This window comes from Xenorhabdus sp. TH1 (genome assembly GCF_037260955.1).
GTDB classification, from domain to species: Bacteria; Pseudomonadota; Gammaproteobacteria; order Enterobacterales; family Enterobacteriaceae; genus Xenorhabdus; species Xenorhabdus griffiniae.
In genome coordinates this window covers 2,228,977-2,249,784 of record NZ_CP147734.1, presented here as the reverse complement: position 1 = coordinate 2,249,784, position 20,808 = coordinate 2,228,977, and the positions used below count along the sequence as shown (strand labels likewise).

General features: G+C 40.3%; 23 protein-coding genes. 12 read left to right on the top strand and 11 right to left on the bottom strand.

Going from position 1 to position 20,808, the window contains the following annotated elements; translation table 11 throughout:
• Positions 1–30: 30 nt before the first annotated feature.
• Entirely contained in the window at positions 31–600 is a 570-nt protein-coding gene (locus WDV74_RS09835) for a CoA pyrophosphatase (protein ID WP_338882564.1), read from the bottom strand.
• The gene (gene pabB / locus WDV74_RS09830) at positions 597–1,967 is read right to left on the bottom strand and encodes an aminodeoxychorismate synthase component 1 (protein WP_338882562.1); all 1,371 of its coding nucleotides are present in this window, start codon (positions 1,965–1,967) and stop codon (positions 597–599) included. The genes WDV74_RS09835 and pabB overlap by 4 nt, the downstream gene beginning before the upstream one ends.
• A gap of 150 nt (positions 1,968–2,117) precedes the next feature.
• Between pabB and WDV74_RS09825 the strand changes: the two genes are divergently transcribed.
• The 3 genes from WDV74_RS09825 to pip all read left to right on the top strand — a co-directional run bounded on the left by WDV74_RS09825 (position 2,118) and on the right by pip (position 3,820).
• Positions 2,118–2,300 (top strand): YoaH family protein, encoded by a 183-nt coding sequence (locus WDV74_RS09825; RefSeq protein WP_338882561.1) that lies wholly within the window; start codon positions 2,118–2,120, stop codon positions 2,298–2,300.
• A 101-nt stretch (positions 2,301–2,401) separates the two neighbouring features.
• Positions 2,402–2,773 carry a protein YebF gene (yebF, locus tag WDV74_RS09820; protein ID WP_338882560.1) on the top strand — a complete coding sequence of 124 codons (372 nt, stop codon included), beginning with the start codon at positions 2,402–2,404 and terminating at the stop codon, positions 2,771–2,773.
• Between the two features lie 93 nt (positions 2,774–2,866).
• Entirely contained in the window at positions 2,867–3,820 is a 954-nt protein-coding gene (gene pip / locus WDV74_RS09815; RefSeq protein WP_338882558.1) for a prolyl aminopeptidase, read from the top strand.
• Between the two features lie 59 nt (positions 3,821–3,879).
• On the opposite strand, the gene WDV74_RS09810 is transcribed toward pip, so the two are convergent.
• Positions 3,880–4,110: a DNA polymerase III subunit theta gene (locus WDV74_RS09810; protein WP_338882557.1), complete on the bottom strand. Its 231-nt coding sequence runs from the start codon at positions 4,108–4,110 to the stop codon at positions 3,880–3,882.
• Positions 4,111–4,547: 437 nt separating this feature from the next.
• Here WDV74_RS09810 and ftnA point away from each other — a divergent pair, with 437 nt between their 5' ends.
• The 8 genes from ftnA to htpX all read left to right on the top strand — a co-directional run bounded on the left by ftnA (position 4,548) and on the right by htpX (position 11,936).
• Positions 4,548–5,054 (top strand): non-heme ferritin, encoded by a 507-nt coding sequence (gene ftnA / locus WDV74_RS09805; protein WP_338882556.1) that lies wholly within the window; start codon positions 4,548–4,550, stop codon positions 5,052–5,054.
• 234 nt (positions 5,055–5,288) lie between these two features.
• A complete protein-coding gene (gene copC, locus WDV74_RS09800; protein ID WP_338882555.1) occupies positions 5,289–5,675 on the top strand; it encodes a copper homeostasis periplasmic binding protein CopC in 387 nt (128 codons plus the stop codon).
• Complete coding sequence (copD, locus tag WDV74_RS09795; protein WP_338882554.1) at positions 5,675–6,595, top strand: copper homeostasis membrane protein CopD; 921 nt, start codon at positions 5,675–5,677, stop codon at positions 6,593–6,595. Before copC ends, copD begins: the two co-directional genes overlap by 1 nt.
• Positions 6,596–6,671: 76 nt before the next feature.
• The gene (locus WDV74_RS09790) at positions 6,672–7,022 is read left to right on the top strand and encodes a YebY family protein (protein WP_338882552.1); all 351 of its coding nucleotides are present in this window, start codon (positions 6,672–6,674) and stop codon (positions 7,020–7,022) included.
• Positions 7,023–7,463: 441 nt separating this feature from the next.
• Entirely contained in the window at positions 7,464–7,961 is a 498-nt protein-coding gene (locus WDV74_RS09785) for a GAF domain-containing protein (protein ID WP_338882551.1), read from the top strand.
• 95 nt (positions 7,962–8,056) lie between these two features.
• Positions 8,057–8,767 carry an RNA chaperone ProQ gene (gene proQ, locus WDV74_RS09780; protein ID WP_338882549.1) on the top strand — a complete coding sequence of 237 codons (711 nt, stop codon included), beginning with the start codon at positions 8,057–8,059 and terminating at the stop codon, positions 8,765–8,767.
• Between the two features lie 19 nt (positions 8,768–8,786).
• Positions 8,787–10,874: a carboxy terminal-processing peptidase gene (gene prc, locus WDV74_RS09775; RefSeq protein WP_338882547.1), complete on the top strand. Its 2,088-nt coding sequence runs from the start codon at positions 8,787–8,789 to the stop codon at positions 10,872–10,874.
• A 177-nt stretch (positions 10,875–11,051) separates the two neighbouring features.
• Positions 11,052–11,936: a protease HtpX gene (gene htpX, locus WDV74_RS09770; RefSeq protein WP_338882546.1), complete on the top strand. Its 885-nt coding sequence runs from the start codon at positions 11,052–11,054 to the stop codon at positions 11,934–11,936.
• A 123-nt stretch (positions 11,937–12,059) separates the two neighbouring features.
• Here htpX and WDV74_RS09765 read toward each other — a convergent pair whose 3' ends face one another.
• From WDV74_RS09765 to hxpB, 3 genes are all read right to left on the bottom strand, one after another.
• Entirely contained in the window at positions 12,060–13,454 is a 1,395-nt protein-coding gene (locus WDV74_RS09765) for an L-cystine transporter (protein WP_338882545.1), read from the bottom strand.
• Positions 13,455–13,825: 371 nt separating this feature from the next.
• Positions 13,826–14,419, bottom strand: coding sequence for a metal-dependent hydrolase (locus WDV74_RS09760; RefSeq protein ID WP_338882544.1), 594 nt, complete (start codon positions 14,417–14,419; stop codon positions 13,826–13,828).
• A 180-nt stretch (positions 14,420–14,599) separates the two neighbouring features.
• Positions 14,600–15,265: a hexitol phosphatase HxpB gene (hxpB, locus tag WDV74_RS09755; RefSeq protein WP_338882543.1), complete on the bottom strand. Its 666-nt coding sequence runs from the start codon at positions 15,263–15,265 to the stop codon at positions 14,600–14,602.
• A 207-nt stretch (positions 15,266–15,472) separates the two neighbouring features.
• Between hxpB and WDV74_RS09750 the strand changes: the two genes are divergently transcribed.
• Positions 15,473–16,030 carry a YniB family protein gene (locus WDV74_RS09750; RefSeq protein WP_338882542.1) on the top strand — a complete coding sequence of 186 codons (558 nt, stop codon included), beginning with the start codon at positions 15,473–15,475 and terminating at the stop codon, positions 16,028–16,030.
• 114 nt (positions 16,031–16,144) lie between these two features.
• On the opposite strand, the gene WDV74_RS09745 is transcribed toward WDV74_RS09750, so the two are convergent.
• The 5 genes from WDV74_RS09745 to WDV74_RS09725 all read right to left on the bottom strand — a co-directional run bounded on the left by WDV74_RS09745 (position 16,145) and on the right by WDV74_RS09725 (position 20,734).
• Positions 16,145–17,014, bottom strand: a complete 870-nt coding sequence (locus WDV74_RS09745) for a fructosamine kinase family protein (RefSeq protein WP_338882541.1) — start codon at positions 17,012–17,014, stop codon at positions 16,145–16,147.
• A gap of 132 nt (positions 17,015–17,146) precedes the next feature.
• Positions 17,147–18,043 (bottom strand): metal ABC transporter permease, encoded by an 897-nt coding sequence (locus WDV74_RS09740; RefSeq protein WP_338882539.1) that lies wholly within the window; start codon positions 18,041–18,043, stop codon positions 17,147–17,149.
• Positions 18,040–18,915 carry a metal ABC transporter permease gene (locus WDV74_RS09735; RefSeq protein ID WP_338882538.1) on the bottom strand — a complete coding sequence of 292 codons (876 nt, stop codon included), beginning with the start codon at positions 18,913–18,915 and terminating at the stop codon, positions 18,040–18,042. Before WDV74_RS09735 ends, WDV74_RS09740 begins: the two co-directional genes overlap by 4 nt.
• The gene (locus tag WDV74_RS09730; protein ID WP_338882537.1) at positions 18,912–19,823 is read right to left on the bottom strand and encodes a manganese/iron ABC transporter ATP-binding protein; all 912 of its coding nucleotides are present in this window, start codon (positions 19,821–19,823) and stop codon (positions 18,912–18,914) included. The genes WDV74_RS09735 and WDV74_RS09730 overlap by 4 nt, the downstream gene beginning before the upstream one ends.
• Entirely contained in the window at positions 19,820–20,734 is a 915-nt protein-coding gene (locus tag WDV74_RS09725) for a metal ABC transporter substrate-binding protein (RefSeq protein ID WP_338882535.1), read from the bottom strand. The genes WDV74_RS09730 and WDV74_RS09725 overlap by 4 nt, the downstream gene beginning before the upstream one ends.
• Positions 20,735–20,808: the final 74 nt, after the last annotated feature.

Below are 20,808 nucleotides of genomic sequence, written 5' to 3'. Positions count from 1 at the left end.
TGGATAAGTAATGCACAGTTTTGTGGTGTTTTAGAACGTTTTTTGTACTTGCTGGGCTAAGCGATAAATAATGGCTGCGGTTAATCCCCAAATCATATGCTCTTGGTGCCAATAAAAATAGACTCGTCGCTGTTGGTTGCGGTGTTTTATATCCAGATATCGATAATGGGGAAGGGAAAGTGCCTCAAGCAGCGGGATTTCAAAAATGCTTGCTACTTCTGCGGGATTGGTTCGAAAAGAGATGGGTTCGGTAATAAGCCCAATTATCGGAGTGACACGATAACCCCCAATACTATCCAAGGGGGCTAATTGCCCCAATATTTGCACTTTATTTTGTGGCAGGCTGACTTCTTCTTCTGCTTCGCGCAAAGCTGTGGCAATCAGAGAGGCGTCTTCAGGATCTGCCGCTCCACCCGGAAAAGCAATTTGTCCGGCGTGGGAGCGGAGGCTTGCGGAGCGTTGGGTGAATAACAGCGTTGGTTCTGGCTTACATATAATCGGTAATAATACCGCAGCATTTCGTTGGTTGCTGGCTAAATGTGCTGGTTTTGCAGGAAGCTGCAATTGAAACCGATGAATGAAGTCAGAGAGCGATGTCATGATATAGATAGTTCCCCTAATTGAGGTAAGATCCGTCCGAGTTTATCAAATGTTTCCTGGTATTCTTTTTCAGCGATGCTATCTGCAACGATACCACCACCTGCCCAACAGTAAATTTTTTCTTTTTCTGTCAGCAAGGTACGAATAGTAATATTGCTGTCCATTGTACCGCAGAAACTAATGTAGCCAATAGCACCACAATATCCATGTCTGCGATGTGGCTCTAATTCTTCAATGATTTCCATGGCTCGGATTTTAGGGGCACCCGTAATTGATCCACCTGGGAAACAGGCCCGCAGTAAATCTGTGGCATGATATGTGTCAGGCAAAGTTGCTGTGATGGTGCTAACCAGATGGTGTACGGCCGGAAAGGGTTCAACAACAAATAATTCAGGGACTTTGACTGAACCTGGGGTAGCAACTCGCCCAATATCATTTCTCAATAAGTCAACAATCATCAAGTTTTCCGCGCGATCTTTGCGTGAGTTTGCTAATTTCTCAGCTTGTAATTGATCCTCTACAGGGTCTTGCAATCGGGGCAGCGTTCCTTTTATTGGGCGCGTCTGAATGTGATGATCTTTCAAAAGGATAAAACGTTCAGGTGAAACGCTGATAATGCAGTGCTCAGGCAAGCGGATAAAGGCAGAAAAGGGAGCCTGGTTGCTTTCATTGAGCTGGATAAATGCCTGCCATTCATCTCCCTTGTAATTAGCATAGAACCGCTGGGATAAATTGACTTGATAGCAATCCCCTTCTCGTAGGTAGCGATGGATATGAGCAATTTTTTCGTGGTATTGCTGTGCTGTCATATTCGATTGCCACGGACTTGTCAGGGAAAATTCTTCTTTTCTGGTTTCTCGCAGAGACTCTAACCATGTCAGCCGTTCGTCAATATCGTGGTAGCTTAGTAACGTTACTTTCTGTAGCTGATGATCAATAATTAATCCCCAATCGTAGATCCCTATAGCCATATCAGGAAAGCTCAGTTCATGGGTGGCTAATTCAGGTAACTTTTCGATACGTCGTCCGAGATCGTATCCCCATATACCTAATGCTCCTCCTTGAAAAGGGAGGTCCGGATCAAATTGAGCATTAATGTCCCAGATGCGAAGATAGTTTTTTAATAGCTGGAAGGGATCTTCTTTGGAAAGAGAAACCTTATCATTACAATTAATCTCGGTAGAGGTTCCTTGGGTGACAAGGGTTGTCACAGGTTCAGCGACAATAATATCAAATCGATTATGCGGATGTTCGGCGGTTCCAGAATGTAACAGCATGGCCCAGGGTAATGCAGACAAAGGGGCGAAATAGTGAATGGCGAGATCAGGAGAATACGGTAATTGTCGTTTTTGTAATGCAATTTTCATGGCGGAATCAATATTGGTGTTGAGCAATCCACAAGGAATAACATATTAATCCGCGGAGATTATCACACAATCTTGCTCCTGACTTGAGATAAAAACAGGCTATAATCGCCGTTTGCCATTAAGTGCTATGTTTTATTTGAGGTTATAACGATGTTTTCAGGTATGCCAGTATTATCCCATGAAGAGCAGCAAGCGGCCGTAGAGAGGATCCATCAGCTTATTTCCGAAGGAATGGGCAGCGGAGAAGCCATTGCTATTATTGCTCAGGAATTACGCGAAAAGCACCGAAACCATGAGCAGATCCCTGTTTTATTTGAAGATGATGAAAACTAGTCGCGAGGCATTTTTAACAAAACTCACATAATTGCTTTCTATTACATGTTAATTTATTGCAACTTTTAATCCATACTATTTGGATGGTAATAGGAGGTAATATGAAGGCAAATCAGTTTATTCATCGTATTGGTTTATTGAGTGCCGGTATTTTGTTTTCCGTTTCGTTCACGGTAACCGCTGCTGAGAACGACCGTGTGGCGAAGTTTATTTCTTGTAAAAATTTAACTAAAGATCAAGTAGCGGCACAAGTTAAGCAAGATTTTTTACAAAAGCGTATTAGTCACTGGGATAGAGACAGAAAACAATTAGGTACTTCAAAACCCATTGCATGGGTAAATGTCAATGATATTACTGGTGATACAAATGTATTGCAGGTTCCATTGATCGTCCGAGGTACGAAAGAAGATAAAAGTTACAATGTCACGATTGATTGTCAAAAAGAAACTATCAGTTATGGTGAAGTAAAGTAAATAAAAGCAAATAATTTGTCACACTATCTTTTCTTTAAATATGTGCGGGATACTGAGAAAGTATCCCGTTTTGTTTAAACAGTGAGGGGCTTTATGACGGAACAACGGAAACTCTATCCCGCTTATGATGCATATCAAACAGGGTATCTGGATACGGGTGATGGACATCAGGTTTATTGGGAATTGTGTGGCAATCCAAAAGGTAAACCCGCAGTATTCATCCATGGTGGCCCTGGTGGTGGGATAGCAAACTATCATCGTCAGTTATTCGATCCTGAACGCTACCATATTATGTTATTTGATCAGCGTGGCTGTGGGCGTTCTAAGCCCCACGCTAGCCTGGAAAATAATACAACATGGCATTTAATAGAGGATCTTGAACGGCTGCGTAATCTCATGGGTGTTGAGAAATGGCTGGTTTTTGGCGGTTCATGGGGATCAACACTGTCTTTGGCCTATGCTGAAAAACACCCGAATAGTGTGTCAGAATTAGTGCTAAGAGGGATTTTCTTGCTTCGTCCACAAGAGTTGCACTGGTATTACCAAGAAGGTGCTTCGCGTTTTTTCCCGGAAAAATGGGAACGTACATTGTCGATCCTGTCAGAAGAAGAGCGTAAAGATGTCATAGCGGCCTATAACAAACGGCTGACCAGTGACGATTTGCAAGTCCAGCTGGAAGCGGCCCGTTTATGGAGTCTTTGGGAAGGAGAAACCGTCACACTGTTGCCTTCTGCAAGTTCAGCTTCTTTTTCAGAAGATAATTTTGCTTTGGCATTTGCACGTATTGAAAACCATTACTTTATTAATAATGGTTTTATGGACGAAACCCAGCAATTACTGGATCATATTGATGTGATCAGACATATCCCTGCGGTGATTATCCATGGCCGTTATGATATGGCATGTCAGATACAAAATGCGTGGGATTTAGCAAAAGCGTGGCCGGAAGCTGAATTGCATATTGTGGAAGGTGCTGGGCACTCTTTTGATGAAGCCGGTATTTTACACCAACTCATTAAGGCGACTGATAAATTTGTTGGAAAATAAATTAGCTGGAATAAGATAACCACCAGAAAATGGTGGTTATCTTTTCTCATCGCATTCCCTTAGCGGTTTTTAGGCTCATAAGGCAGGCGTGACAGTAACCTTGATTGCTGGCGGTAGTGCTGTAAGCGTTGTTGGAAATATTCCCGCAGATGTGCTGGTTGTGATTGTTCAACCGTGTCAGGAATAACAGGCATGTTATAACGTTCTTTGAAAGCAACACCGGATGCTACTAAATCAATATTGACCTTATCCATCTCATCTTTAGATAATTTGGCTAAATTATGTTCCATATTGGCCTCTCTGAAAATTCATTTTAAATTTCTCTATACGCATTAAACTTCAAGTTGCGATTTATAACACGCTATGAAACCTGATTTCTCCCCGCGAAGCGGGGGAGAAATCACACGCATCTTGAAGTTAGATTGGTATAAAAGAAAATTAGTAAACACTCTTTTGTTTAGCAAGTTGTTTAAAAAGGGCAGAAACTCACCTAATAAATACAAATAATATCAATTATCATTTTTATTAAAAATGTTTTTTTGAATAAAAATTTAATTAAATAAAATTGATTCTTATTTTCTTATATTTAATGAGATTTATTTCTATCTATTATTATTTGTAATCCTTTATTTATCATTGTGTTATATATTTTTATTTTGTTTTTGTATTATGTGATTTTAATTGGCATAATACGCCAAGTTTAATGAATTATTGGGAGAGTTGGCTGATGTTAAAACAAGAAATGATCAAAAAATTAAATGAGCAATTAAATCTTGAATTTTATTCTGCGAATTTATATTTGCAAATGAGTGCATGGTGCAGTGATAAAGGATATGAAGGTGCTGCAGCGTTTTTAAAGACTCATTCACAGGAAGAAATGCAACATATGCAACGTTTGTTTGATTATTTGGGTGACACTGGATCAATGCCTGTATTAGGCGCTATTCAGGCTCCTCCTGTAGAATTTAAATCTATCTCTGATGTGTTTAATCAGACTTATGAGCATGAAAAATTGATCACGGAAGAGATCAATAAACTTGCCCATGTAGCGATGACGACACAGGACTATTCCACTTTTAACTTCTTGCAGTGGTATGTTGCTGAGCAGCATGAAGAAGAAAAACTGTTCAAATCCATTCTGGACAAACTAGATATGGTAGGTGAAAGTGGAAAAGCCTTGTTCTTGTTGGATAAAGATCTTAAAGGATTATCTACGGCACCAGTACAGGCCTGATATAGCTTTCGGTTTTCGATTTGATCTATTTTTCCATCGTAACTCCCGTTTCTTTATCTGTTTTTCATGCATTGTGAAACCGGGGTTACGACCCTCACTCTTTTATCCCATTTTTGCGTAGTGCCTCACAGGTCAGGACATTACTCGTCAATTGCCGCAGATTAAACAGATTTTTTGGTATAGAATCACCCTTCAAGCATGAAAAATTTATCTACATATTAAAGGGTTATCTATATGCTCATTCTTAACATCCGTTCATTCTGGACCAAATTATCTACTCTTGTGGTTCTGTTTGTCGGCATGTCTTGTCAGCAGGCTTTGGCCCATGCACATTTGAAAGATCAGACTCCCGCAGAAAATACCGTGGTTGAAGTTGCCCCACAAACTATCACCTTGAACTTCTCAGAACGTATTGAACTGGGATTTAGTAAGGTAAAATTGATTGGTCCAGAAAAAGCTGTAGTTAAAACAGGTCGGTTGGAACTCGATCCTGAAACCAAAACCAAGTTAATCCTGCCAGTTGAAGGTAAACTTACTGCGGGAAAATACAGTGTTGACTGGAGTGTACTCTCTGTCGATGGCCATAAAACCAAAGGCGTTTATAGTTTTACCGTAAGATAATGATCTCTCTAGAGGCGCTATACATATTCTGCCGTTTCTCTCATTTTGTGGTCGTCATGTTGATGTTCGGCCTTAGCTTATTCACCGTAATTGTTTCCGGGCATTTTTCGATCCTAATGGGAGAACGGTTAAAAATTGGAGTATTAATCAGCACCGTGCTGGCTTTGATAACTTCAATTATCTGGTTTATTGTGCAGACTGGATTAATGGGGGATGGCTGGCACGATATTTATGCTCTGGATATTTGGCTGGCAGTCTTGGGAACCTCTTTTGGGCAAGTCTGGAGATGGCAGTTATTAATAGCTGCACTGGCTGTGGGGGGATTGTTCCTTTCCAATATTAAGGTCAGAAATTTCCTGTTGTTAGGTTGCTCAATTATTTTACTTTCAAGCCATGCTTTCATTGGACATGCAGCTATGCATGAAGGAAGTATAGGGCTATTACTTCAAGCTAATCAGGTTGTTCATTTACTCAGTGCTGGTTACTGGTTTGGTGGGTTGTGGCCATTCTTAGTGTGTCTACAATTCTTGCGATTACGGCAGTCAGTAGAAACCAACTTATCCCCTAATGCGGCTAATCTATATGCAGATAGCGTAATTGCTATGAAGAAATTTTCTCTTTATGGGCATTTTGCCGTGTTTCTGGTGATTGTGACAGGAATAGTGAGTAGTGTGATTCTCATTCCAGATTGGCCTGTCTTTAGTCGAGCTCTATCTGAATACCAATCCATGCTATGGTTAAAAATAGTTCTGGTTATTGGAATGGTTCTTTTGGCTTTGATTAACCGTTATATTTTAGTTCCCAAGTTAAAACAGAAAAAGTGCTATCAGCAATTGATAATCAATAGCTGGCTGGAAATTATTCTGGGTACAACCGCATTGTTATGCGTAGCGATTTTTGCAACGCAACCTCCTGCGTAATGGTTGGTGCAAATCTGGGTACATAAACAGGAAAATTAGCGATAAAATTACGGCATGTATCTATAGGGGAAATATAATGAAACGACTATTTTGGGTTCTGCCTTTTTTACTTCTCTCTTTTCAAGGAGTAGCTGCGCCAATAAAAACCATCAGCAAGCTACAGTTTGGGAAACAGTGGGCATTCACTCGCGAAGAGGTTATGCTTGATTGCCGAACAGATGGCGCGTTGTTTGTGATAAATCCCAGTACATTGATGCAGTATCCATTGAATGATAGAGCAACACAACTGATGCAAGCTAATAAAGTCATTGCATCATCATTAGATACCATCCTCTTAAATGATCCCGATCGTCCTAAGCAAAAAATGAGCATTGAGCCATTCCAGAAAGCAGCACTGGCTTTATGTGATCATTCATCCAACCGATAGTGGCTAAAGCTTGTAATTCATTGTATGTCAACTACGCTTTAGGTAGTAAGTTGTTCTACGTCTCAATGGCAACTTTTAGCGCAAGGCTTTTTAATAGAGCCATTTTTCCCTGGGCCGAGTAGAGGAGTAACTCGGCCTTTTTTTATTTGTACTTAAAGTAACCATAACGTGTTTTATAATAAAAAATGAAGAAAGGCCGATATTGAGTGTAAATTGGTCTATTTTTTAAACAGATTGTGATATCTCCCTAAATTTTATAAGTGAATACTGGTAAAAATAATTAAAGAAAATTTAAATTCAGGCAGAGAGACGGTATTCTAAAAGTAAATCTAAATCATATGACTGGTTATGCTTAGAAATAGTTTGTTACATAGGGTAAAAATTTAATGTAAAACAACTGTTTTCATTGTGTTAAATTTTTTGTTTATTGCGTAGGGAATTATGGATAAGAATAAATTTTATCAAGAGCTATCTGATAGTTTGATGGCCCTGCTATCAGGAGAGTACGATTTTATAGCTTCTCTTGCTAACACAAGCGCATTGTTATACGAGCGTTTGGATAATGTTAATTGGGTTGGCTTTTACTTAGTTGATGATGATACCCTAGTATTAGGGCCATTTCAGGGTAGGATTGCTTGCGTTCGTATTCCAATAGGAAAAGGTGTATGTGGAACGGCAGTTGCAAATAAGAGTATACAGCGGATTTCTGATGTGCATGTTTTTCCGGGTCATATAGCCTGCGATGCCAGCAGTAATGCTGAAATTGTACTTCCTTTAGAAATCAACGAGAAAGTTGTTGGTGTTTTGGATATTGATAGCACGGTTTTTGATCGGTTTGACGAGAATGATGAAAATGGCTTGAAAGCGCTAGTTATCAGGCTTTGTAACCACTTGGAACAATGTGTTGTGTCAAAATATCTACAACAGAACGTAACTTAACATACGTATAACGTGGCATTTATCAGCAACATTATTATAATGTCGCCTGTTCATGCCTGCGCTGGTTGGCAAAACCGTTGTAATCAGGAAATTTCATGGAAAATCAACCTAAGTTGAACAGTAGTAAAGAAGTCATTGCTTTCTTGGCTGAGCGCTTCCCACTTTGCTTTGTAGCAGAAGGTGAAGCACGTCCTTTGAAGATCGGGATCTTCCAGGACATCGTTGAACGTATTCAGGGCGAGGAGTGTTTGAGTAAAACACAGCTCCGTTCTGCTTTGCGTTTGTATACTTCCAGTTGGCGCTATCTCTATGGTGTAAAAGAGGGAGCACAGCGTGTTGACCTTGACGGAAACATGTGTGGCGAGCTGGAAATTGAACATATTGAACATGCGCGCCAGCAATTAGCAGAAGCGAAAGCGCGGGTACAGGCTCAACGATCTGAACAACATGCCAAGAAACGTGAAACTGAAAACGTATCTGACAAGAAAAATGAACGGCCTGTGAATAAAAAGCCGGTTCCTCGTCGTCAGAAGAAATCAGGCGATGGTGAAAAGCGTCCAGTGCGTTCGCAAAACCGCCCGCAACAATCACGTAAACCAGCAGATAAGACCATAAAAAAAATTGCACAATCTGGGTTAAACTCAGTCACTGACGTATCCTCTTTGAAAGTCGGTCAGACAATCAAAGTAAACGTAGGAAAAAGCTTAATGGATGCATCTGTGCTTGAAATTGCAAAAGATGGTGTCAGAGTGCAGTTACCTACTGGTTTAGCAATGATTGTACGCGCAGAACACTTAAAGTTCTGATACGGAGGCCAACTTGGGCATGAACAAACTCATTACATTGGCTTTCGTTTTAGGTCTATCATTTTCTGGTACAGGTTATACAGATACTATTAATAATGGTAATGTCGCGAGTGGTAGCCACGTTACTGACTCTAATCATAATACGTCTGTGGTCAGCCTGAGCCAATTGCCAGATTTAAAACCGGAACTGCAACATCCCACAATAAGTAAACGGATTGTTTCCCGTTTTCTTCGTTCTCATTATCGCCAGTTTTATCTGGATGCAGATTTTTCAGGAAAAATTTTTGATCGTTACCTGAATCAACTGGATTATGGACATAATGTTTTTTTAGCATCTGATATCGCGCAATTCGCGAGCCAGAAGGGAGAATTAGGAAAAGAACTTGAAAATGGCGTGCTAAAACTTCCGTATGATCTATTTAATCTGATGCAAAAGCGTCGTTTTGAACGCTATCAATATGTGCTTGCCCGTTTAGAAAAACCCGTTGACTTAAACGATCATGACACCATTGACACCGACCGTATTAAAGCGCCATGGCCAAAGAGTAGTGAAGAGTTGGATAGGCTTTGGGATGCTAAAATCAAATCTGATTGGATAAATCTTAAATTATCCGGCAAAGATGATAAAGAAATCAAAGAAACGTTGACTAAACGTTATCGGACATTATTAAAACGCCTCACACAAACCCAAAGTGAGGATGTTTTTCAAAGCATTATGATGGCTTTTGCCCGTGAAATAGATCCGCATACCAGTTATCTCTCGCCTCGTGATACAGAACAATTTAATTCAGAGATGAGCTTATCTCTTGAAGGCATTGGTGCTGTTTTACAATATGATGATGAGTATATCGCTATTCATTCATTGCTTCCAGGCGGTCCAGCGGCCAAAAGCAATTTATTGAAAGTTGGGGATAAAATCATTGGTGTTGGGCAAGTAGGTAAACCAATTATTGATGTTGTTGGATGGCGTTTGGAAGATGTCGTTGCTCTCATCAAAGGTCCGAAGGGGAGTAAGGTTCGTCTTGAAATCATTCCAAGTACGAAAGGGGCAAAAAACCACATTGTTACCTTAACCCGTGAGAATATCCGCCTTGAAGATAAAGCTGTCAAGATGTCGGTAAAAACGGTAGGGAAAGATAAGGTTGGTGTTCTGGATATACCAGGTTTCTACGTTGGCTTAACTAATGATGTAAAAGTACAGTTGCAAAAACTCACTAAACAGGGGGTTGCCTCGGTTGTTATTGATTTGCGCGGCAATGGTGGTGGAGCGCTAACAGAAGCTGTATCGTTATCTGGCTTATTTATTCCTACTGGTCCCGTTGTCCAGATTCGAGATAATACTGGTAGAGTAAAAGTGGAGGCAGATACAGATGAAGCAATCTATTATAAAGGTCCTCTGGTTGTTCTGATTGACAACAGAAGTGCTTCTGCATCTGAAATCTTTGCGGCTGCCATGCAAGATTATGGCCGTGGATTGATAGTGGGAGAACCATCTTTCGGCAAAGGTACAGTTCAGCAATATCGTCCTTTGAACCGTATTTATGATCAAATGCTGCGGCCTGAGTGGCCAGAAATTGGTTCTGTGCAATACACGATCCAGAAATTCTATCGGATAAATGGTGGTAGTACCCAGCTTAAGGGAGTAACGCCTGATATCATTATGCCGACAGGAGAAGAACCTTCTGAAATAGGGGAAAGCCAAGAAGATAATGCGTTACCTTGGGACAGTATTCAGCCTGCGCATTATACTTCTTTGAAAGTGATTTCAGAGTTAACGCCACTCTTGACTAAGTTGCATAATCAACGGATTGCTAATGATCCTGAATTTAAATATATCAAACAGGATATTGCTTACTATAAAGTCATCAAAGAACGTAAGGGCGTTTATTCCTTGAACTATGCTCAAAGAGAGAAAGAAAACAAGGAATACGAAGCAATCAAATTGAATCGTTTTAATGAACGCTTTAAACGGGAAGGTAAAAAACCGCTCAAATCGCTTGATGATTTGCCAAAAGATTATAAAGGGCCTGATCCTTACTTAGATGAATCTGTAAAAATTGCTTTGGATTTGGCACATCAGCCTGCTGAAATAGCTGTAACGAGATAGTCTTAAAATTTGTTATAAATAAAAGGCCGGCTTGGTAGTCGGCCTTTTATCATATTGTAAAGTTATGTTGTTTATATCGCTTAACATCTTAAAAAACTTGAATAATATGGGGGTTGTCCCCATCTTATGGCTTAACTTTTAGTTGAACTGTTTGATAATTAAAGGAAGCAAATTTATATGATGAGAATCGCCTTGTTCCTTCTCACAAACCTTGCTGTCATGGTGGTGTTTGGAATAATACTTTCACTTACAGGAGTTCAGCGGAGCAGTGTTGCTGGCCTCATGATTATGGCTGGTTTGTTTGGTTTTGGGGGTGCATTCATTTCTTTGTTAATGTCGAAATGGATGGCTCTGCGTTCTGTGGGTGGCCAGGTTATTGAAAAACCATCCAATGAAACTGAAGCTTGGTTGATGGAAACTGTACGCCGTCAGTCGGATCAAGTGGGAATTACTATGCCACAAGTGGCTATCTATGATGCCTTGGATATTAATGCATTTGCTACAGGAGCACGCCGTAATGCTTCTCTAGTCGCTGTTAGTACAGGGCTACTGAACAATATGAGCCGTGATGAAGCTGAAGCCGTCATAGCGCATGAAATTAGTCATATTGCCAATGGTGATATGGTTACGATGACATTGTTGCAGGGTATTGTGAATACATTTGTTATCTTCATTTCACGTATCATTGCGCAGGCTGCTGCAAGTTTCCTTTCCAGCAGCGATGATGAAAGTGAAAGCAGCAGTAATGGTAATCCGATAGTCTACATGGTGATTTCTATGGTGTTAGAGATCGTATTCGGTATTCTGGCAAGCATTATTACCATGTGGTTCTCCCGCTACCGTGAATTCCATGCGGATGCAGGATCAGCAAAATTGGTTGGCCGCGAAAAGATGATTGCAGCATTGCAACGTCTTAAGACCAGCTATGAACCTCAGGAAGAGGGAAGCATGATGGCATTCTGTATTAATGGTAAAGCTAAGAGTTTCAGCGAGTTGTTCTTATCTCATCCGCCGTTGGATAAGCGTATTGAAGCCCTTCGTAGCGGTGAATATATAAAATAATAAATAACCAATAGCTAATATAGATAAGAAAGCCGAGGTTCATGGCGAACCTCGGCTTTATTGTATATAGAAACCCCTGGCTATGCCGGGTAAACTCTCTTTATTCACAGAAGAAAGTGCATGTTATTGAGAGTGATTTAATAAAACTTTTTCATCTTGCTCAAATACTTTTTTATTGGTTTTTCTCATTAATTGACTGGTAATAGTACCTGCTGTCATAGCGCCATTAACATTCAATGCTGTACGTCCCATATCAATAAGAGGCTCAACAGAAATGAGCAGTGCCACTAAGGTGACAGGTAAACCCATGGCAGGTAAAACAATCAATGCTGCAAATGTTGCGCCACCACCAACACCAGCAACTCCCGCAGAGCTAATAGTGACAATTCCCACAAGAGTTGCAATCCACACTGGATCAAAAGGGTTAATACCTACGGTTGGAGCGACCATCACTGCCAACATCGCTGGATAAATGCCAGCACAGCCATTTTGTCCAATAGTTGCGCCAAAAGAAGCGGAGAAGCTGGCAATAGACTCAGGAATACCGAGGCGGCGAGTTTGTGTTTCAACATTCAAGGGAATACTTGCAGCGCTTGAACGGCTGGTAAATGCGAAGGTCAGTACGGGGCCTGCTTTTTTCAAGAATTTCAGAGGATTGATACCCGTAAGTGCCAAAAGCCCGCCATGTACTACAAACATCAGGCCAAGAGCGATGTAGGAAGCAACAACAAAACTACCTAATTGGGTAATGTCATGGATATTGGAACTAGCAACAACTTTGGTCATTAAAGCCATCACACCGTATGGAGTGAGGCGCATAACTAACCTAACTAGCTTCATTGCCCATGCTTGCATGGTATCAATGGCAACGAGAACCCGTTTACCGCGTCCCTGATCATCTTTAATCATTTGTAGCGCAGCGATGCCTAAAAATGTTGCAAAAATTACCACACTAATAATGGAAGTAGGGCGTGCTCCCGTCAAGTCAGCAAAGGGATTTTTGGGGATAAAAGAGAGAATGATCTGAGGCACACTCATATCTGCAACTTTGCCAATATAATTGCTTTCAATTGCTAATAAACGAGCAGTTTCTTGAGTACCTTGGATCAGTCCTGCTGCATTGAGCCCAAATAAATTGGCAATTACGATGCCGATTAAAGCGGAAATCGCTGTAGTAAACAGTAACGTACCAATGGTAAACAAGCTGATTTTTCCTAAGGAAGATGCTTTGTGTAAACGAGCAACGGCACTAAGGATAGAAGCAAAAACCAACGGCATGATAACCATTTGTAGCAATTGTACATAACCATTACCAATAATATTGAACCATTTAATTGATTCTTTTACGGTAAGATTATCTGTTCCATAAATGATGTTTAATGCCAGCCCAAAAACGACACCTACGACTAGAGCCACAAGAACTTTTTTGGATAAACTCCATTTATTTGAGTTCGTTTTTGCCAATAGAATAAGCAGTGCTACAAAAACGAGCACGTTGATGATGAGTGGTAAATTCATCTCTAGTCTCCAAAACTTATATACTCTTTAATTTCGAGTTGTGGTGTGTAGTTTGGAATATAGATTTGTAAGTTGTATTCCAATTTGAATCTATCGTCTACATACCATGAAATGCGTAAGGTGAAATATTATCAGTATAATAAGCCGCTTACTTATAATTAAATGGAATTTAATATAATTATTTTTCACTAGCTAGTTTAATTGATTATATATCCTAATCTATTTCTATTGTTACAGCTGTTAACTTTGTATTTTATTAAGTCAAAGATTTTCTTGGGGCGACAGGAAGTGAATAAAAAATGTTCTATATTTTCAAGTGGCCCCATTATTCAATGAGGCTACTATATTTGTTGTATATGGATATTGATCAATTACTTGTAGAGATTCTGTAGCTTATCAATAGGTAATTTATCAAACTGTATTTGGTTAAATTGCAGGCTATCGAAATAGCGAATGAATGAGAAATTAATGTGTTGTGGAAGGATAATAGCGATCACTACTACCAGTACGGCAATAAAACGTTCGGCTTTTTTACGATCCTTACCTCTAAGAATAGGCAAGCAAAAACGTATTCTTAGAGGCCATAACAGTGGAATACCAGCGGGAGTAAGCATATCAGCAATAAGATGGCTGATATAACCGATAACCATTGCATGGACAAAGTCAGTTGGGATGGGCCAATTAGACGGTATTTCAGTCTGGAATAGAGTAACTCCCACGAGCAGTGCTAATAAACTATGTGTAAATCCACGGTGTCCACATAATCGCGCGATTGGAATGGATATGAAGCGGAACAATCGGCCTAAGGTTGAACTTGGGTGGTCGATATCTGGCAACAATGAAGCCAGAAGTACACCGGGAAGCATGTGTAACCAGTCTCCCTGTGCTATTTCTGGTGTAATTTCTAGCTGATGAGCCAATACAAGACTGGCAACGGAAAAAAGAAGATGCCCTTCTGCTGTCATAACGATTTATACTAATTATTTATGCTGATTGCTGTTTATACATACAGTTGGGCAGTATAGAGGGTTTTGTCTGAGGAAGATAGAGGGTAATTAGGAAATTTTTAAATTGTGGCTTGTTGGCTGAGGGGAAGGTTGATATTTGCGCTGCCTTATGCGAGAAATGGGACAGCGCGGTAGCGATTAAGTAATATCTTCTATTGTTAGTTTTTCTAGAGAATTCAGTTTAATGTCAGCCAATGACCAGCGAGGATCATCGAAATGATGAGTGGCTGGAACGACAATTGAGCGCATTCTTGCTGCTTTGGTTGCTATCATACCGTTAAATGAATCTTCTAATGTAAGACAGTTAATCGGGTTGATTCCAAGTTGACTGGCTGCCAGCAAATAAACTTCGGGATGTGGTTTACTGTAAGGTAAGTGCGCAGCAGAAACAACAACATCAAAGTAATGTCGTAGGTTAAATAATTCGAGTACTTTTTCAATCATTTCATAGGGTGAGGCAGAAGCTAGGCCGATTTTTAACCCGCGTTCGCAACAGAGATTTAAAGCATGTTCTACTCCAGGTAGTAAGGGACGGTTTTTTTCAACTGATTGAACTACATAATTGATGATGCGTTGCTCAACTTCACTTTTTGGGATGCCTTGCCAGGGTGATGCTTGGTACCATAACTCAACCACCTGATCGATGCGTAACCCCAATGTATCAGGTAGGTTTTTGGCTAAATTTAAATCCAACCCTAATTCACTGAATACGCTTTTTTCTCCCTGTATCCAATAAGGTTCAGAATCAATCAGCAAGCCATCCATATCAAAAATGGCGGCTTCCATAGATAAACAAAATGACATCTCAAATCTCTCCGTGATGATAACAGTGATTAAAGAGGTTTGATTGTAACAATTCCAATAAATTAAATCTCGTTATGGATGATAACAAAGGAAGAGATGATTTCATTAATGAAGTAAAATAATGACTCCATAAATAGGATTAACATTGGTTCTTTATGAGCTATCATTGAGTAAAAAATAAAACTATTTGTGCCAATGGAGAATGTAATGACGTATCAACAAGCCAGATATGTTGCTATAGCTAAGCGAATCTTAGGCTGGATTATTTTTGTACCAGCCCTGTTGTCGACTTTTGTTTCAGTAATTAATCTAGCAGCAGGGCAGCATGGTGTGAAAGACGATAGTATTGGCGGTGGTGGTGTTAATGTGGTATTGAATGATTTTCTTCAGATGATGACAGAAATGATTAAATTCAATACACCATTTTTGGATTTTTTCTGGAAATATTCTCCAACCCCTGAGTTTGTTGCTGGAATTACTGGGGAAAATATCAGTTTTTTTGTCATTTATATGCTGATGTTTGTGGGGCTGGCAATGAGTGCGTCTGGATTGAGAATATATCGTCAATTTAAATTCATTAAAGAACGTATCGAAGATCAAATGGTCTTTGAACACGCGCAGGAAAGTGGAATAACCAAGGAACAATTGAAAGCTAAAATTGTTTTCCCCTCTCATTCTTTATTCAGACAGATTTTTATTCTTTACATATCACCAATCATTATCGGTGTAATTGCTTACTTATTATTTAAATTTTTAGGGTGGTAATACGATAGTTAATAACACTGCAAGGATGCTCAATGTCACGTTGGGGTTAATATAATAAATTTTATCTTTTTTTGAATCATTGGACTATTATCAACAATTAAATATTAAGTTCTCTTATGTCTGATCAGATAAAATTTTATCAATTATTTTTTGGATTAGAATAAAATTCTCTCCTCCGAAAAGATTGCATCTATTTAACAAATAGTAAAGTTGGTAAATGGGTTGACGTTCAAGAAAATCTTTAGGCAATGGCCAAATGCTCTGGTAACCGTCAAATATTTGCAAAGGAAGATCTGGGTAAAGTGGCAGCATCGCCAGATCGCATTCGCGATCTCCCCAATAGCAGGCAGGATCAAAAGTGACGGCACAATTATCGTTCAATGATGCACAGTTCATGGGCCATAGATCGCCATGCAGGAGAGAGGGTTGAGGGTGATGATTGTGCAGTCTATCGCTGATTACTTGAACAATTTGGTTAATATCTCCAAACACCATCCCGTTATCAGCGGCAAGTTGCAGTTGCCATCCAATGCGTTTTTCGGCATAAAAATGGGCCCAACGCTTTTGCCATCCGTTAGGTTGTATGGTCGTTGCCAGCATGTTATCAAAATCAAAACCAAATTTAGGTTGTTCGCTCCATTGATGTAGCTTCGCAAGGTGTTGACCAAAAAGATACGCACTGTGTGGGTTAAAGGGTTTTATGGGCAAATGCTCCAGCAGCAGGAAGCTATAGTTGCGGTCGTGACCTACACCATAAACATCGGGGACTCGGGTTGTTTTGCTGCGAGCTAATAATTCCAGTTGCTCTGCTTCTGCCTTAAAAATTGGCAGCATTTCTTTCACATTGGATTTGATAAAGATAGGTTGTTCACCATATTTAATGTGCCAGGCACGGTGAATATCTCCTCCTGTCAATTCCTTTTTATCGTGAATTTCAGCATCACCAAAATGCTCACTTAATAGTCGGCTCACTGTTTGCCACATGTTTCACCTCATTAAGTTGACAGTTGCTATGCTTATATTACAGACAGATGTAACATTTGAACAGGATAAAAGGCGTTTTAATAGGAATTAATAAGGCCATATCTCAAATTTGATATGGCACTCTATTATTTTTTAATTTGATTTTTCTGGAATTGATACTTCTTGGGATGAGATTTTCTCAAACGATCTTTTGTTTGCTTTCTTGCAAGCTAATTTTATTTGGTCATAAGTCAGTGCAATAGTGAAGAAAATTGCCTGAATGATGACGATACAGGGGCCTGTTTCACCATCAATATGGAAGCTGATGATTGTTCCAAGGACACTGGATGATATAGAAACAACCATTGCCACAATCAGCATGCGATCAAAGCTCCGGCAAAGTATAAAAGCAATAATGCCGGGGGAGATTAACATCGCAATGACCAAGATGATACCGACTGCTTGCAAAGATGCGACAATTGTTAGGGCCAGTAGTGATAATAATCCGTAATGGAGAAGTTTTACGGGAAGGCCAACCACTCGTGCCTGGTTGGGATCGAAGCAGTAGAGCATGAAGTCTTTTCTCTTTAGCAGCACAATAGCCAGTGTGATCCCGGCAATACACAAAGTTTGGAGTAATTCATGCTGGGTAATGCCGAGTATGCTGCCGAATAAAATGTGTGTCAGGTGTTGATCCGTATCTATACGAGTAAACAGGACTAACCCAAATGCAAACATACCTGAGAAAACGATTCCCATGACAGTATCTTCTTTGATTCGGCTATGTTCTTTTAAATATCCTGTCGCGAATGCACAAGATATACCAGAAAGGAAAGCACCTATTGCCAGTGGTACGCCGGTTACAAAAGCGAGCACTATCCCTGGCAAAACGGCATGGGAAATGGCATCTCCCATCAATGACCAACCCTTTAAGACTAAATAACAGGAAAGTACAGCACAAACAGCTCCCACCATAATAGCCGCATAGATAGCTCGTCGCATAAACTCATGCATGAAAGGTTCAGTTATTAATTCAATAAATGTGTTCATGAGCGTTGCTCCTGAATCAATGCCAGAGATTCCTTTCTGGCTCGTCTGCGGGAGGCTAACGTGCCATGCTTAGGGGCAAAGAAGAACGCGAGTAAGAAAATGACTGTTTGTATAGTAACAATCACTCCTCCAGTTGCACCGTTGAGAAAATAACTCACATATGCGCCGAGACCACTCGTGAGTGAACCGATAGCGACGGCAATAATCAACAAATGTTTAAATCTATCTGTCAATAAATAGGCGGTTGCACCAGGCGTTACAACCATTGCGATAACCAGGATAGCGCCCACTGTCTGTAATGCAGCAACGGTACAGGCACTTAATAAAGTGAAGAAAATGATTTTCAACCGTAACGGTGATAATCCAATAGAGCGTGCATGAGTTTCATCAAAGAAAACAACCAACAGATCTTTCCAAAGTACCATTAATATGATGAAGGAAACGGCAATAATGATTTCCACTTGTAAAACATCTTCGTCAGCGATCCCCAGAATATTGCCTAATATAATGGTTTGTACATTCACGGATGTAGGGTTTAAAGAAACGATCAATAATCCGACGGCAAAAAAAGTGGAGAATATAAAACCTATCACCGCATCTTCACGTAACCGAGTAATATGACGCACCAATGTCATTGATAATGCAGCGAGCATCCCTGTAAAAAAAGCACCACCTGCATAAGGTAAACCGAGAGCATATGCGCCAGCCACACCAGGCACAACAGAGTGGGAGAGGGCGTCTCCCATTAGCGACCAACCTTTTAGCATCAGATAAGCAGATAAGAAAGCACAGACACCCCCAACAATGGTGCTTACCCACATGGCTTTCACCATGTAGTTGTAACTGAATGGTTGTAAAAGCAGTTCCATCATGGTTGGTTTTCCTTTTGTTTGGGGTTTTGCCGCGGTGGAATATGATGATCATGTCCGTAGAAGACGGCAGCACGTTCATCATCGGTTATCACTGTCAGTGTGCGTGGATCGTCATCTTTATGCAGCTCAGGCGCGGAAAGATTAATATGGCGCAAGACGCCACCGAAGGTTATTTCCAGATTTTTTTGAGTAAACGTATTTTCAGTTCGGCCACTGGCGAGCACCGTGCGGTTGATCAAAATAACGTGATCACAAAATTCAGGTACACTGCCGAGGTTATGCGTTGACACTAAGACCAAATGCCCTTCGTCACGTAAGTCACGAAGTAAGTCAATAATGGCATTTTCTGTTTTAACATCTACCCCAGTAAAAGGTTCGTCCAATAGCAAGACTTTCCCTTCTTGAGCCAACGCACGGGCTAAAAATGCGCGTTTTTTCTGCCCGCCAGAAAGTTCACCAATTTGGCGATCACGCAAGTCTGCCAGTCCGACACGTTCAAGGGCGTTATTGACAATTTCATGATCACGTTTGCTAGGGCGGCGCAAAAATCCCATTTTTCCATAGCGTCCCATCATTACAACATCAGAAACCAGAACCGGAAAATTCCAATCTACATCTTCAGTTTGAGGAACATATGCGATGATATTTTGTTTTAATGCAGCTTTGATAGGTTGCTTGTTGAGCGTCACTTTTCCTTGTGAAGGTGTGACTAATCCCATGATGGTTTTGAATAATGTGGATTTGCCGCTGCCATTCATACCTACCAATGCACAAATTGTGCCGCCAGTAATGTCAAAACTGGCATCATAAATAGCCGTATGCCCATTGTTGTAAGTGACAGTGGCGTTATGCACAATTAAATGAGGATGCTCAAATAACGATTGATGGTTTAATGATGAGCGATTCATTGATTAAATCCTTTTGCGATGGTGTCTACAGTGGTGTTAAGTAGATCAATATAAGTTGGAACTGGTCCTTTTTGAGTGGACAGGGAGTCTACATAAAGTACCCCGCCATAATGTGCCCCCGTTTCTTTACTGACTTGTCTTGCTGGTTTATCTGAAACTGTGCTTTCACTGAAGACGACCGGGATCTTATTCGCTCTTACTGTGTCAATGACACGGCGAACCTGTTGTGGGGAACCTTGTTCCTCAGCATTAATTGGCCATAAGTAAACTTCTTTGAAACCATAATCTTGTGTGAGGTAGCTGAAAGCACCTTCACTGGTGACGAGCCAGCGTTGATCTTCAGGAATACGAGAAAGACGTTCTCTAAGAGGTGCATCCAATTGAGTCATTTTTTCTGCATAAGTTTTGGCATTACGATTGTAAATTTCGGCATTGTCGGGATCGTATTTGACTAAGGCTTTGCGGATATTTTCGATATAGATCAGCGCATTTTTTGGCGACATCCAGGCGTGGGGGTTAGGATTTTTATTGTAAGGCCCTTCACGAATCGGTAAAGGAGTAATACCTTCGGTTATCACCGCAGCAGGAATATCTTGCATGTTTTCAAAGAAGCGTTCGAACCAGCGTTCTAAATTTAAGCCATTCCAGAGAATAAGGTCTGCACGCTGTGCTTTTATGATATCTTTGGGAGTGGGTTGATAATCATGGATTTCTGCACCAGGTTTAGTGATTGACTCGACAATTGCTGCGTCTCCTGCGACATTTTGGACTATATCTTGAATAATAGTAAATGTTGTAACCACTCTGAATTTTTTTTCGGCATGGGCTTGCTGGCTGAATAACACCATTGTGAATAGAACAAGGATCAGATTAACTATCGGAAAATCAGAAAGAGAATATTTTTTATTCATTATGGTAACCCTTACTCGTTGTACATATAATTATTGATAATGATTATCAGTATCATTTGTGTAAAGTCAAGGCG

Bases quoted from the DNA above. Each gene is read 5' to 3' on its own strand.
- WDV74_RS09835 (WP_338882564.1), bottom strand. From the start codon at position 600: ATGACATCGCTCTCTGACTTCATTCATCGGTTTCAATTGCAGCTTCCT.
- pabB (WP_338882562.1), bottom strand. From the start codon at position 1,967: ATGAAAATTGCATTACAAAAACGACAATTACCGTATTCTCCTGATCTC.
- WDV74_RS09825 (WP_338882561.1), top strand. From the start codon at position 2,118: ATGTTTTCAGGTATGCCAGTATTATCCCATGAAGAGCAGCAAGCGGCC.
- yebF (WP_338882560.1), top strand. From the start codon at position 2,402: ATGAAGGCAAATCAGTTTATTCATCGTATTGGTTTATTGAGTGCCGGT.
- pip (WP_338882558.1), top strand. From the start codon at position 2,867: ATGACGGAACAACGGAAACTCTATCCCGCTTATGATGCATATCAAACA.
- WDV74_RS09810 (WP_338882557.1), bottom strand. From the start codon at position 4,110: ATGGAACATAATTTAGCCAAATTATCTAAAGATGAGATGGATAAGGTC.
- ftnA (WP_338882556.1), top strand. From the start codon at position 4,548: ATGTTAAAACAAGAAATGATCAAAAAATTAAATGAGCAATTAAATCTT.
- copC (WP_338882555.1), top strand. From the start codon at position 5,289: ATGCTCATTCTTAACATCCGTTCATTCTGGACCAAATTATCTACTCTT.
- copD (WP_338882554.1), top strand. From the start codon at position 5,675: ATGATCTCTCTAGAGGCGCTATACATATTCTGCCGTTTCTCTCATTTT.
- WDV74_RS09790 (WP_338882552.1), top strand. From the start codon at position 6,672: ATGAAACGACTATTTTGGGTTCTGCCTTTTTTACTTCTCTCTTTTCAA.
- WDV74_RS09785 (WP_338882551.1), top strand. From the start codon at position 7,464: ATGGATAAGAATAAATTTTATCAAGAGCTATCTGATAGTTTGATGGCC.
- proQ (WP_338882549.1), top strand. From the start codon at position 8,057: ATGGAAAATCAACCTAAGTTGAACAGTAGTAAAGAAGTCATTGCTTTC.
- prc (WP_338882547.1), top strand. From the start codon at position 8,787: ATGAACAAACTCATTACATTGGCTTTCGTTTTAGGTCTATCATTTTCT.
- htpX (WP_338882546.1), top strand. From the start codon at position 11,052: ATGATGAGAATCGCCTTGTTCCTTCTCACAAACCTTGCTGTCATGGTG.
- WDV74_RS09765 (WP_338882545.1), bottom strand. From the start codon at position 13,454: ATGAATTTACCACTCATCATCAACGTGCTCGTTTTTGTAGCACTGCTT.
- WDV74_RS09760 (WP_338882544.1), bottom strand. From the start codon at position 14,419: ATGACAGCAGAAGGGCATCTTCTTTTTTCCGTTGCCAGTCTTGTATTG.
- hxpB (WP_338882543.1), bottom strand. From the start codon at position 15,265: ATGTCATTTTGTTTATCTATGGAAGCCGCCATTTTTGATATGGATGGC.
- WDV74_RS09750 (WP_338882542.1), top strand. From the start codon at position 15,473: ATGACGTATCAACAAGCCAGATATGTTGCTATAGCTAAGCGAATCTTA.
- WDV74_RS09745 (WP_338882541.1), bottom strand. From the start codon at position 17,014: ATGTGGCAAACAGTGAGCCGACTATTAAGTGAGCATTTTGGTGATGCT.
- WDV74_RS09740 (WP_338882539.1), bottom strand. From the start codon at position 18,043: ATGAACACATTTATTGAATTAATAACTGAACCTTTCATGCATGAGTTT.
- WDV74_RS09735 (WP_338882538.1), bottom strand. From the start codon at position 18,915: ATGATGGAACTGCTTTTACAACCATTCAGTTACAACTACATGGTGAAA.
- WDV74_RS09730 (WP_338882537.1), bottom strand. From the start codon at position 19,823: ATGAATCGCTCATCATTAAACCATCAATCGTTATTTGAGCATCCTCAT.
- WDV74_RS09725 (WP_338882535.1), bottom strand. From the start codon at position 20,734: ATGAATAAAAAATATTCTCTTTCTGATTTTCCGATAGTTAATCTGATC.